At 54.7% G+C, this 12,709-nt stretch carries 13 protein-coding genes; 7 read left to right on the plus strand and 6 right to left on the minus strand.

What is annotated here, in order from left to right; genetic code table 11:
- Positions 1 to 204: 204 nt before the first annotated feature.
- Positions 205 to 408, plus strand: a complete 204-nt coding sequence (ydfZ, locus tag INF86_RS05840; RefSeq protein WP_003857405.1) for a putative selenium delivery protein YdfZ — start codon at positions 205 to 207, stop codon at positions 406 to 408.
- A gap of 44 nt (positions 409 to 452) precedes the next feature.
- On the opposite strand, the gene INF86_RS05845 is transcribed toward ydfZ, so the two are convergent.
- The 5 genes from INF86_RS05845 to INF86_RS05865 all read right to left on the minus strand — a co-directional run bounded on the left by INF86_RS05845 (position 453) and on the right by INF86_RS05865 (position 6,279).
- Positions 453 to 1,916, minus strand: a complete 1,464-nt coding sequence (locus INF86_RS05845) for a mannitol dehydrogenase family protein (protein WP_063150003.1) — start codon at positions 1,914 to 1,916, stop codon at positions 453 to 455.
- A 223-nt stretch (positions 1,917 to 2,139) separates the two neighbouring features.
- Entirely contained in the window at positions 2,140 to 3,519 is a 1,380-nt protein-coding gene (locus INF86_RS05850) for an MFS transporter (protein ID WP_023306118.1), read from the minus strand.
- Between the two features lie 73 nt (positions 3,520 to 3,592).
- A complete protein-coding gene (locus INF86_RS05855; protein ID WP_108367509.1) occupies positions 3,593 to 4,612 on the minus strand; it encodes a Zn-dependent oxidoreductase in 1,020 nt (339 codons plus the stop codon).
- 14 nt (positions 4,613 to 4,626) lie between these two features.
- Positions 4,627 to 5,841, minus strand: coding sequence for a D-mannonate dehydratase ManD (manD, locus tag INF86_RS05860; RefSeq protein ID WP_023300009.1), 1,215 nt, complete (start codon positions 5,839 to 5,841; stop codon positions 4,627 to 4,629).
- Positions 5,842 to 5,952: 111 nt separating this feature from the next.
- Positions 5,953 to 6,279: a YnfA family protein gene (locus tag INF86_RS05865; protein ID WP_023300008.1), complete on the minus strand. Its 327-nt coding sequence runs from the start codon at positions 6,277 to 6,279 to the stop codon at positions 5,953 to 5,955.
- A gap of 150 nt (positions 6,280 to 6,429) precedes the next feature.
- Between INF86_RS05865 and INF86_RS05870 the strand changes: the two genes are divergently transcribed.
- Together INF86_RS05870 and speG are read left to right on the plus strand one after the other, a co-directional pair.
- Positions 6,430 to 6,768, plus strand: coding sequence for a DUF1283 family protein (locus INF86_RS05870; protein WP_193543317.1), 339 nt, complete (start codon positions 6,430 to 6,432; stop codon positions 6,766 to 6,768).
- The gene (gene speG / locus INF86_RS05875; protein WP_023300006.1) at positions 6,768 to 7,328 is read left to right on the plus strand and encodes a spermidine N1-acetyltransferase; all 561 of its coding nucleotides are present in this window, start codon (positions 6,768 to 6,770) and stop codon (positions 7,326 to 7,328) included. The genes INF86_RS05870 and speG overlap by 1 nt, the downstream gene beginning before the upstream one ends.
- 17 nt (positions 7,329 to 7,345) lie before the next feature.
- On the opposite strand, the gene INF86_RS05880 is transcribed toward speG, so the two are convergent.
- Positions 7,346 to 8,056: a YnfC family lipoprotein gene (locus INF86_RS05880; protein WP_193543318.1), complete on the minus strand. Its 711-nt coding sequence runs from the start codon at positions 8,054 to 8,056 to the stop codon at positions 7,346 to 7,348.
- Between the two features lie 192 nt (positions 8,057 to 8,248).
- Between INF86_RS05880 and INF86_RS05885 the strand changes: the two genes are divergently transcribed.
- The 4 genes from INF86_RS05885 (at position 8,249) to INF86_RS05900 (ending at position 12,708) form a co-directional block, all read left to right on the plus strand.
- On the plus strand, positions 8,249 to 9,103 hold the full coding sequence (locus tag INF86_RS05885) for a beta-1,4-mannosyl-glycoprotein beta-1,4-N-acetylglucosaminyltransferase (protein WP_023306114.1): 855 nt from the start codon (positions 8,249 to 8,251) through the stop codon (positions 9,101 to 9,103).
- Between the two features lie 102 nt (positions 9,104 to 9,205).
- Positions 9,206 to 9,511, plus strand: a complete 306-nt coding sequence (locus INF86_RS05890) for a DUF1161 domain-containing protein (protein ID WP_006808860.1) — start codon at positions 9,206 to 9,208, stop codon at positions 9,509 to 9,511.
- A gap of 130 nt (positions 9,512 to 9,641) precedes the next feature.
- Positions 9,642 to 12,080: a selenate/tellurate reductase subunit YnfE gene (gene ynfE, locus INF86_RS05895; RefSeq protein WP_193543319.1), complete on the plus strand. Its 2,439-nt coding sequence runs from the start codon at positions 9,642 to 9,644 to the stop codon at positions 12,078 to 12,080.
- Positions 12,081 to 12,090: 10 nt separating this feature from the next.
- Positions 12,091 to 12,708: a DMSO/selenate family reductase complex B subunit gene (locus INF86_RS05900; RefSeq protein ID WP_022647979.1), complete on the plus strand. Its 618-nt coding sequence runs from the start codon at positions 12,091 to 12,093 to the stop codon at positions 12,706 to 12,708.
- Position 12,709: the final 1 nt, after the last annotated feature.

Here is a 12,709-nt window from a genome sequence, read left to right on the forward strand (position 1 = left end):
TCTGGAAACTATCAATTAAGGAAAATAACTGTCCGCTTTGTAAAGCGGTGTCCTGAACCGTCAACGCCATCAGGAAATAAGAAAAAAGTGTGAGCTTGATCAAAAGCAAATAATTTCGTTTAAGAGAGGCGTATTAATAGTGCCCCGTGAACGGCAGCCGTCGAATTAGCGCCGTAACGGATAAGTGCGAGAGGAGAAAATACCATGATGACATACGACCGTAACCGAAATGCAATCACCACTGGCAGCCGCGTCATGATTAGCGGCACAGGTCAGTTTGGCGTGATTAAAGCGATCCACAGCGACGGCCTTAATGCCGAGCAGGTGCGTCGTGGTAAAACGGTTGAAGTGGAAGGATGCGAAGGTAAGTTCGAACCGATTGAGCTGATTCGCCTGGGGATGCACTAAGCTGTGCCCCGACATGCCGCCGCGAACGGCGGCATGTCAAAGCGTTAAAGCCGGGCTGCGTACTCAGCAACCGTGGCCTTCGCGCCTTTTTGCAGCAACGTTTGATAGGCCTGCATGACGGCAGCCACGAATACCGTGTCCTTCGGCAGCTCGTTACCGAAAATAGCCTCAATGCCCAACAGCGCGCTAACGCGGCTTTCACCTTCAGCGCTACCGTTTACCGCCGCCTGAATCACCGCCAGCTGCGGATCGCTCACCTCAATCGCGTTACCCTGCTCATCCACACCGCCGACATAACGCATCCAGCCCGCCACGCCGAGGGCCAGCAGCGGGAAGGGTTTCTGGTGGACAAGGTGCCAGCGCACGGAATCGAGCATGCGCTGCGGCAATTTCTGGCTACCGTCCATGGCGATTTGCCAGGTGCGGTGACGCAGGGCCGGATTGCTGTAACGCGCAATCAGCTGGTCGGCATAACGACCCAAATCCACGCCCCGCACTTTCAACGTCGGCGCCTGCTCTATCAGCATCAGCGCATGCGCGGCTGCGCGATAATGTTCATCTTCCATGCAGTCGTTAATGTGCTGATAACCGGCCAGATAGCCGAGATAGGCCAGGAACGAGTGGCTGCCGTTAAGCATTCGCAGCTTCATCTCTTCAAACGGAATGACATCAGAAACCAGCTCCGCACCGGCCTTTTCCCACTGGGGACGTCCGGCAACAAAATTATCTTCCACCACCCACTGGCGGAACGGCTCGCAGGCGACACCTGCCGGATCGCGTACGCCAGTCAGCTGTTCGATTTTATCCAGCGTATCAGCCGTGACGGCGGGCACAATGCGGTCCACCATCGTTGACGGGAAGGTGACGTTCGCTTCGATCCAGTCCGCCAGATCGCCGTCTACGGCGCGCGCGTAGGCACAGGTCACATTGTGCATCACGTGGCCGTTCTCCGGCATGTTATCGCATGACATCACGCTGAATGCCGGTAGCCCCGCCGCCTTGCGACGCGCCAGCGCCTCAACCACCACGCCCGGCGCAGATTTAGGCTGATGCGGGTTTTGCAGGTCTGCAACGATTAACGGATGATCGAACATCAGTTGTCCGGTTGCCGGGGAGTGGCAATATCCTTTCTCGGTGATGGTCAGGGAAACAATGGCGACCTGCGGCTCACACAGCGCCGCCAGCACGGTTTCCAGCCCGTCGATCTGCGCATGCAGCGCGTTTTTGACGACGCCGACCACGCGCGCCGTCCACGCATCGGCAGACATCTCTGCCACGGTATAAAGGTTATCCTGTGCCTTCAGATCGGCGATCTGCTGTTCGCCGCCAATCAGGTTAACTTCGCAGTAACCCCAGTCGCTGCCCTGTTCTGCGGCGAGTATATCGGTGTACACCGCCTGGTGCGCACGGTGAAACGCGCCAAACCCTAAATGAACAATGCGTGCCTTGAGGCTGTCGCGATCGTATTGAGGATGCGTTGCCTTCGCCTGTAATAACCGGTTTTCCATGATTGAGACTCGTTAATTAATGAAAGCTGTGATCCACTGCCGCTTCCTTTTAAGAGCGGCAGCGCCTGCTGACTACACCAACTAGAATGGCAGTCGGAGTCAAAAAACGCTGCCATTAACCATACTGATACATCGTTTTCAGATCTTGATTTACATTAACTTTTCGCCATGTGGTGTGACATCAGTAAAAAGTTGTGTGACAGGTAACGCAAGATGTAAACCACTAGCGGCGTGAAGAGAGCGCGCCGTAGGCTACCGATTCCTTATGAGGAGCCTCCGCAGCATCTTCGGCTTCACTCAAATCGCGGTCGCGCACTTCCGGCATCAGCAACGCGGAGACCAGCCCAATCAGCGAATACGCTACCAGCATCACCACAATCGGCCACCAGGACCCGGTCATGTTGCAGAAGATCCCCGCCAGCACCGGACCAAAGCCTACAGCTACCAGCCCGCCCGCCTCTTTCGAAATGGCCATGCGGGTAAAGCGGTTCCGCGAACCAAACATCTCTGCCATGGTGATATTTTCCAGCGCGAACAGCCCGAGCACCGCAAAGTTATGAATAACGATGATAGAGAGCATAATCACGCCCGGCGCGTAACTCTTATCGACGATAATCGACAGCATCGGGTAAGCCAGAATAATGGCTGAAATGTTAAGGAGGATATACGGCAGACGGCGCCCCACTTTATCGGACAGCCAGCCCAGCAGCGGGATGGAGAGGAAGCCGAGAATCGAACTGATCATCAGCGCATCGGTTGGGATCGCCTTATCAAACAACAGCGTCTGCACCAGATATCCGGCAAGGAAAGTCTGAATCAAACCTGAGTTGCCGGCCTGACCAAAGCGCAGCCCCGTCGCCAGCCAGAACGATTTGCTCTTAAACATCGCACCTAATGAGGTATCCTGCGCAGCAACCGGCGCAATGGTTTCAGCGTCGTTAACCTTCTCAAACACCGGGCTCTCTTTAAGGTTCATACGCAGCCAGATGGCGAAGATCATCACCACCACGCTGGCGAGGAACGGCACGCGCCAGCCCCAGGCAATAAGTTCTTCACGATCGAGGGCAAAGAACATCACGGCCCAGATCGCCGTGGCGCTCAGCGTCCCGCAGTTGGTTCCCATGGCCACCAGCGAGGAGATGATGCCGCGTTTACCCTTCGGCGCGTACTCCGCCAGCATGGTACCTGCGCCGGAGATTTCTGCCCCCGCGCCCAGCCCCTGAATAATACGCAGCGTCACCAGCAGCACCGGTGCGAAAATCCCGATCTGCGCGTAGGTTGGCAGGACGCCGATTAAGGTGGTGCAGATCCCCATCATGGTGATGGTGATAAACAGCACCTTTTTGCGGCCAATTCTGTCGCCCATTCTGCCGAAGATAAATGCCCCGACGATACGCGCGATGTAGCCTGCCCCATAGGTCCCCATCGCCAGGATCAGCGCCATGGCCGCGGATTGTTCAGGGAAGAAAATTTCATGGAATACCAGCGCGGCGCCAAGGGAGTAAAGCTGAAAATCCATAAACTCCAGGGCGGTGCCCAGCCAGCCGGATACGGCGGCTTTCACCAGGTCTGACGTACTTCTTTGAGGTTGTGCTTGAGTCATAATGGCTATCTCTGCAAGGTAAGATGCGTACCACTGAGAGCCTGTCTTCGCAGGCTCTTAACCGCGTGAATTATTATTGGTCGAACGTGAGCAAGACTTTGCAGCACTGCCGCTGGTCTTTTTCAAACAGTTCGATGGCGTCTGTAACGTGGTGATAGTCAAATGTATGGGTGACCAGTTTTTCAGGGTCGATCAGCCCTTTTTCCAGCCAGTCAATGACCACCGGGAATTTGTTGGCATTCAGGCGCGAAGAGAAGATCGACAGCTCTTTGCCGGTGATCCCCTGCTGCACGATCTGACTCGGGTCGCTGGAGAAGCCCATCAGCACGATGCGCGCCGCCGGAGACGCCAGCGTAATCGCTTCCTGCAAAATGGACGGATGACAGGCAGCATCGATGATTAACGTCGGCTTGATGCCTTTTTCATCCAGCGCGGCCTGTAATGAGTGCTCGCTGTTGTTGAAGACCCAGTCTGCGCCGCTGCGTTGCGCCATCCCCAGCCGCTCATCAATGCGATCCACCACGATGACCTGCTTCACCTTGTAAACGCCCTTCAGCGCCTGCACGGTGACCAGCCCCATCGGGCCTGCGCCGTAGATCAGCGCCACGTCCTGTTCGGTGGGTTTCGCCTGCCCCGTCACGTTGGCGGCAATGGTGAAGGGCTCAACCATCACCGCGTGTTTGTCAGGGATCGCATCCGGAATGTGCCAGGCATTTTTCGCCGGCACGACGGCGTATTCGCTGAAGCCGCCGTCACGGTGGACGCCCAGCACCACCAGCGAGGTGCAAACGTTCGGTTTTCCGACGGAACACGGGTAGCAGTGTCCGCAGTTGATCACCGGATCCACAGACACGCGCTGGCCCAGTCGGGTGCTCTCCACGCCTTCGCCAACCGCGTCTATTTCGCCAAAGAACTCGTGACCGATTACCCGCGGGTATTTCGCAAACGGGTTATGCCCGCGATAGATATGGCTGTCTGAACCGCAGATACCGGCGAGCTTAATTCTGACGCGGACGTCGCCTGCGCCCGGCAACGGGAGAGGACGCTCCTCAATCACCAGCGCATTCGGCTGTTGGATCACAACGCTTTTCATTATTCGCTCCTCGTTTACCAGTTCCAGAGGGTGCCGTCTTCCAGACGGGCCACCGGCAGACAGGCCGGTTCGTACGGGTATTTCGCTGCCAGCTTCTCATCAAACTCAATGCCCAGCCCTGGCTTGTCGCCCGGGTGCATATAGCCGTTATCGAAGCGCCAGCTGTGCGGGAACACTTCCAGCATCTGCTCTGAATACCCCATATACTCCTGCACGCCAAAGTTCGGTACCCACAGGTCAAAATGCAGCGCCGCGGCGTGGCAAATCGGCGACAGATCCGACGGGCCGTGTGAGCCGGTACGCACCTGGTAGAGTGAGGCAAAGTCAGCAATGCGACGCATCCCGGTGATGCCGCCCGCATGGGTTATGGTGGCGCGGATATAGTCAATGAGCTGCTCTTCAATCAGCTGCTTGCAGTCCCAGATGCTGTTGAACACTTCCCCCACCGCAATGGGCGTGACGGTGTGCTGGCGGATCAGGCGGAAACACTCCTGGTTTTCAGCGGGAGTCGGGTCTTCCATCCAGAACAGGCGGTACTCTTCAATGCTTTTGCCGAATCGCGCCGCTTCGATGGGCGTCAGACGGTGGTGCATGTCGTGAAGGAGATGTTCGTTGAAGCCGAACTGACTGCGCACTGCGTCGAACAGTTTCGGCGTAAAGTCGAGGTATTTCTCGGTGGACCAAAGCTGCTCGTCCGGCCAGTCGCCCTTGGTTGCAGGCTCATACGCCAGCCCTTTTCCTTTAGACATACCATAGGTGGTTTTCATCCCCGGCACGCCGCACTGCACGCGAATAGCCTTGAAGCCCATCTCTTTATGACGGGCATAATCTTCCAGTACGTCGTCAATGGTGTGCCCGGTGGTATGACAATAAACCATCACCCCTTCCCGGGAGGCTCCGCCAAGAAGTTGATAGAGCGGCATGTTCGCGGCTTTCGCTTTGATGTCCCACAGCGCCATATCCACGGCAGAAATCGCTGACATGGTGACCGGGCCACGACGCCAGTACGCGCCTTTATAGAAGAATTGCCAGATATCTTCGATGCGGTGCGCATCGCGGCCAATCAGCTGAGGGCACAGGTGATCTTTCAGGTAGGAGGCAACGGAAAGTTCACGTCCGTTAAGCGTGGCATCACCCAGGCCGACAATGCCCTCATCGGTGGTGATTTTAAGGGTGACAAAGTTACGCCCCGGGCAGGTGACAAATACTTCAGCCCCGACAATCTTCATAATCCATTTCCTTACATCGCTCGTTGTGATGCAGGAAATTTACGCAACTACACTACTACCATACAAGTATAACGATCGAAAAATCAGCGGGCGATCACACTATGAGGACGACTATGCGCGTCCCCAGCCGGCCACGATGATCAACATGCCGCACAGGGCAACCAGCGCGCCTGCCCAGTCATACAGGCTTAGCCTGATGCCATCGACAAAGCGCAGCCACAGCAGCGCAGTACAGACGTACACCCCTCCGTAGGCCGCATAAACCCGCCCGCTAGCGGCCGGATGCAGGGTGAGCAGCCAGACGAAAAGGACCAGGGACACACCCGCCGGGATCAGCAGCAGCGCGGAAGCGCCCCGCTTTAGCCAGAGCCACGGCAAAAAGCATCCGATGATTTCACACAGCGCGGTCGCGAAAAAAAGCAGCGTCGTTTTGAACATTTTTCTCGTTTCGTGAGGATTGATTTAGACATCATACGCGATAATGCTCTCATCGTTCCCATACCTGCCGCGCGGGTATGACACCCTTTCGGATTGGTGTAGAATCCAACGGGGTAATCCGATTGTCTGCACCCGTTTAAAGGAAACGCTATGACTACATTAAGCAAACGCCTTTGTCTGACAGCCGCACTGGCGCTGTCCTCGTTCGCCTTCACCGCAACGGCATCAGCCGAAACCAGCAAACTCATCATTGAGTCTGGTGACAGCGTGCAAAGCCGCCAGAACGCCGCCATGGACAAAGAACAATGGAATGACACCCGCAGCCTGCGTCAGAAAGTGAATAAGCGCGTGGAAAAAGAGTGGGATAAAGAAGACGTCGCGTTTGATGCCCGCGACAAATGCCAGCAAAGTGCCAACGTCAACGCTTACTGGGAGCCTAACACCCTGCGCTGTCTGGATCGTCGCACTGGCCGCACGGTAGCACCGTAATGTCGATGCCGTGTGACGTAAAGCTCCGTCCGCTGGAGCGCGAAGATTTACGCTTTGTCCACCAGCTCGACAACAATGCCAGCGTGATGCGCTACTGGTTTGAAGAGCCTTACGAGGCCTTCGTCGAGCTGTCCGATCTCTACGATAAGCATATCCACGATCAGAGTGAACGCCGGTTTGTGGTGGAGTGCGAAGGTGAGAAAGCCGGGCTGGTTGAGCTGGTTGAGATCAACCATGTTCACCGTCGGGCGGAATTTCAGATCATTATTTCACCGGAGCACCAGGGGAAAGGTCTTGCGTCGCGGGCGGCAAAGCTGGCGATGGATTATGGGTTTAACGTCCTGAATCTCTACAAGCTTTACCTTATCGTCGACAAAGAGAACGAAAAAGCGATTCATATCTACCGTAAGCTCGGCTTTATGGTGGAAGGTGAACTGATCCATGAGTTCTTTATTAATGGCGAATACCGTAACACCATCCGCATGTGCATTTTCCAGCATCAGCATCTGGCCGGGCATAAATCCTCCTCCGCCAACCTGCTTAAACCCACCGCGCAGTAACCTGCGCGGTTTTATTCTTAATAATATTCAATGCTGTTTTTGATGGTGTACTTGCGCTCAATGGCAGGTTTAACGCTGTCATCGACGATAACCAGCTCACAGCTCACCGGGTTGTTGTGGCGATCGTAATCGCAACTCTGCTTTACATTGCCCATCGGTTTATCGTTCAACAGGCTTACCGCCGTATAATCCATGCGCTTACGCAGATCTTTCGACGGCATCGCTTTGACCGATAATCGCTGGTCGCCGGAGACCGTGGTTTTACCCAGCGGGTAGCCGTCGGCGTCATACTGGTACTTCACTTCCATCTCTTTGCTGTGCGCGGCAACCACAAACCCGTTATCGTCGGTGTCCCACGTCAGGCCGGCAGACGGCAGTTCCGCCAGCTGACATTTTCCCTGCAACTTCACCTTCTGCTGCTGGGTTTCCGCATCGACGTAGTAGTTAGCATCCAGCACCAGCGCAACGCCCGTGTTAGCCTCCAGATCGTGCAGTTCAAGGGTATCGAAACACCCCTCCGACGACATCGTTCCGGTCACGCGTTTAGAGACTTCACCCTTATCGTTCAACAGCGTCTGGGTAAAATCTTTCACCGGCCCGCGCAGAGGGTCAAAGTCAAACTCGTTCGAAAAGCTCGCCATCTCCGGCGTAAATGACAGCGGCGCGGTGTTGTTGTCACATCCCACCAGTCCCGTTGCCAGTAGCGTTATCGCTGCGTATTTATTCACATCATTTACCGTTCAGAGAGAGATACAATCATATTAGCAAATACAGCAACTTACATAACAGCACTTCATTTGACTCTTTACGCTGTATAAATCCGTCATTTGCATTGACGAGACCTGCCAAAGTGGCTACTTTGGGCGCGGAAAATTCCACATTATTATAAAATTAGATTCTTAAATTTTCGGGTTAACATCATGATTTACGACTGTTTTTTGTACTATGACGAAGATATGTTGCTCGACATCAGATTACATACGCTCGCTGATGTCGTTGACCGTTTTGTCATTGTAGAAGCAACACACTCTTTTACGGGCATACCGCGAGAATTACATTTCGATATTACGAAGTTTGCCAAATTCAGAGACAAAATTATTTACGTGCCTTTTGACGCGCAGCCTATTTTAAACAGTGCTGACAATAACCAGGTTGATGCCTGGGCAAATGAAGCAGCGCTTCGCAACTCCATTATGAATGGGTTAAAAGACGCGGCAGACGACGATCTGATTCTGGTGTCAGACGTTGATGAAATTTTCTCTCCCGAGACGGTCAGGGCCATTAATCCACGCGCGCTCTGCACGACTATTCATCAAAACGTGTTCAACTATCAGTTTAATCTTCAGGTTCACAACATGGATGGTACGCCGAGAAAATGTACCTTGCCCCGCGCGACGTCCTATTACAACCTTAAGCATTTCTTCCACGGTGAGCCTGAATCTTTCAGAAACTGGAAGCGGGCACGCAAAGATAAAAACTGGTCATGGTTTAAATGGAACTGGCTAAAAATCAATAATAAGGTTGTGAAAGATGGCGGCTGGCATTTCTCCTGGGTAATGACCCCAGAAAGAATTTCCGAAAAAATGTCTACCATTTCTCATACCGAATACGATCTGCCGGAATTTAATAACCCGGAACATATTATGAAGGTTATCACCAACGCCGAAGATATCTGGGGACGAGACCGAAAACTGGTCAGGCAAGAGGTATCAAAACGCACCCTGCCTTCTTATCTGGTAGACAATCAGCACCATTATTCGCAATTTATTTTATGACGCAGGCGGGGCTCCAGGACAATTCAGAAAGAGAGACACAAAAACAAAAGCTTACCCTAACCCTGCTATGCTTACAGTCTACACAGTGAAAAGGAGCTACAGATGAAACGGTTACCCTGGATTACCGCCCTGCTGTTAATGAGTGCTTCACCTGCTATTCTTGCGGCCCCGGACTCCTGCGAGCGCGTGAAAAGCGACATTCAGCAGAAAATTATCAACAACGGCGTACCGGAGTCTGGCTTTACCCTGAACATCGTGCCGAACGATCAGGCCGACCAGCCGGATGCGCAGGTCGTTGGGCATTGCGCCAACGATACTTTCAAAATTTTGTACACTCGCACCAGTAGCGGAAACTACCCGGTAAGCGGTGCAGGTACGCAGGAGAATGCACCCGCTGAGCCGCAATGATTTTCCCACTCAATTCCCCTGAGTTGACGAGGATTAATATTTAATACCTCTAAATAAGTAACACTCCCCCCATCATTAGCCCGGTTGTAGTCACGGGTGAAAATAATTATTAACAATGATGGGGTGAGTTATGTCCGAAGTTGAACATCACGACGGGATAAGCCGTCGAACTCTGGTTAAATCTACTGCCATAGGATCTCTGGCGCTTGCCGCCGGTGGGATCGCATTGCCTTTTGGTCTGAAAAGCGCCGCCGCCGCAGTGCAGACCGCTATTCAGCCAGCGGAAGATAAAGTCGTCTGGGGCGCCTGCTCGGTAAACTGCGGTAGCCGCTGCGCGCTACGTCTGCACGTTCGCGATGACGAAGTCTATTGGGTTGAAACGGATAATACCGGCGAGGATGTTTACGGCAACCATCAGGTTCGCGCCTGCCTGCGAGGCCGTTCAATTCGCCGTCGCATTAATCATCCAGACCGTCTGAACTATCCGATGAAACGCGTGGGCAAACGCGGAGAAGGCAAGTTTGAACGTATCACCTGGGAAGAAGCGCTGGACACCATCGCCGCGAGCCTGAAAAGCGTGGTCGAAAAATACGGCAACGAAGCGGTCTACATTAACTACTCCTCCGGAATTGTCGGCGGCAATATCACCCGCTCCTCCCCTTACGCCTCGCTGGTGGCACGCCTGATGAACTGCTACGGCGGCTTCCTCAGCCACTACGGCACCTACAGCACCGCGCAGATCGCCTGCGCAATGCCCTACACCTACGGCAGCAACGACGGCAACAGTACATCGGATATCGAAAACACCAAACTGGTGGTGATGTTCGGCAATAATCCGGCAGAAACGCGCATGAGCGGCGGCGGGATCACTTACTACCTTGAACAGGCACGTGAACGGTCTAACGCACGAATGATCGTTATCGATCCGCGCTACACCGACACCGCCGCAGGCCGCGAAGACGAGTGGATCCCGATTCGTCCGGGCACCGATGCCGCACTGGTGGCAGGTATTGCGTGGGTGCTGATTAATGAAAACCTCGTCGATCAGCCCTTCCTCGATAAATACTGCGTAGGTTATGACGAAAAAACCCTGCCGGAAGGCGCACCTGTTAACGGTCATTACAAAGCCTATATTCTCGGCCAGGGTGATGACAAAACCGCGAAAACCCCGGAATGGGCGTCGCGCATTACAGGCATTCCTGCCGATCGCATCATTAAGCTGGCCCGTGAAATCGGTTCGGCAAAACCGGCCTACATTTGCCAGGGCTGGGGCCCGCAGCGTCAGGCCAACGGCGAGCAGAGATCCCGCGCCATCGCCATGCTGCCGATCCTGACCGGCAACGTCGGCATTAACGGCGGCAACAGCGGCGCGCGCGAATCGACCTACACCATCACCATCGAACGTATGCCGCTGCCGGAAAATCCTGTGAAAACGCAAATCTCCTGCTTCAGCTGGACGGATGCCATCGTGCGTGGACCGGAGATGACCGCCCTGCGCGACGGCGTACGCGGCAAGGATAAGCTGGATGTGCCGATCAAGTTCATCTGGAACTATGCGGGTAATACCATCATCAACCAGCACTCTGATATCAACAAAACTCACGACATTTTGCAGGATGAGAGTAAGTGCGAAACGATCGTCGTTATCGACAACTTCATGACCTCGTCCGCGAAGTATGCCGATATTGTCCTGCCGGACCTGATGACCGTTGAGCAGGAAGATATCATCCCCAACGATTACGCTGGCAACATGGGATACCTGATTTTCCTCCAGCCGGTAACCGCCCCGAAGTTCGAGCGCAAGCCCATCTACTGGATCATGAGCGAAGTGGCGAAACGTCTCGGACCGGATGTCTATCAGAAATTCACCGAAGGCCGTACGCAGGAGCAGTGGCTGCGCTACCTTTACGCCAAAATGGTTGCCAAAGATCCGCTGCTGCCGTCCTACGACGCGCTGAAAAAAATGGGTATTTATAAGCGCAAAGATCCAAATGGACATTTTGTGGCCTATAAAAAATTCCGTGACGATCCGGATGCCAATCCGCTGAAAACCCCGTCGGGGAAAATCGAGATCTACTCCAGCAAGCTGGCGGATATTGCGGCAACCTGGGAACTGCAAAAAGACGAAACCATCACCCCGCTACCGGTCTATACCTCAACCTTTGAAGGCTGGGACGCGCCCGAGCGCAGCAAATTCCCGCTGCAACTGTTCGGTTTCCACTTTAAAGCCCGTACCCACTCCAGCTACGGCAACGTGGATGTGCTCCAGGCCGCCTGTCGCCAGGAGGTGTGGCTTAACCCTGTAGACGCCGAGAAGCGCGGCATTAAAAACGGTGACACGGTGCGCGTGTTTAACGATCGCGGCGAAGTGCGCATTGCCGCCAAAGTCACCCCGCGCATCATGCCTGGTGTGAGCGCGATGGGCCAGGGCGCCTGGCATGACGCCAACATGAACGGCGATCGTGTCGATCACGGCTCCTGCATCAATACCCTGACCACACACCGCCCGTCACCGCTGGCGAAAGGCAATCCGCAGCACACGAACCTGGTGCAGATCGAGAAGGCATAAGGATTAACCGATGACAACCCAGTATGGATTTTTTATTGATTCCAGCCGCTGCACCGGGTGTAAAACCTGCGAGCTGGCCTGCAAGGATTACAAAGATCTGACCCCGGACGTCAGCTTCCGTCGTATTTATGAATACGCAGGCGGCGACTGGCAGGAGGATAACGGCGTCTGGCATCAGAACGTCTTCGCCTATTACCTGTCGATTGCCTGCAACCACTGCGAAGATCCGGCCTGCACTAAGGTCTGCCCGAGCGGGGCAATGCACAAGCGAGACGACGGTTTTGTGGTGGTGAACGAGGATGTCTGCATCGGCTGTCGCTACTGCCACATGGCCTGCCCGTACGGTGCGCCGCAGTATAACGCGGCTAAAGGCCACATGACCAAGTGCGACGGCTGCCACAGCCGCGTGGCGGACGGCAAAAAGCCCATCTGCGTCGAGTCCTGCCCGCTGCGCGCGCTGGACTTTGGCCCGATTGAAGAGCTGCGCAAAAAACACGGCCAGCTTGCTGCGGTCGCGCCGCTGCCGTCTGCGCACTTCACGAAGCCGAGTATTGTGATTAAACCTAACGCCAACAGCCGTCCGACGGGTGACACCACCGGCTACCTGGCAAACCCGAAGGAGGTGTGAG

The sequence above is a fragment of the Enterobacter cloacae complex sp. I1M genome (genome assembly GCF_014982425.1).
GTDB classification, from domain to species: Bacteria; Pseudomonadota; Gammaproteobacteria; order Enterobacterales; family Enterobacteriaceae; genus Enterobacter; species Enterobacter intestinihominis.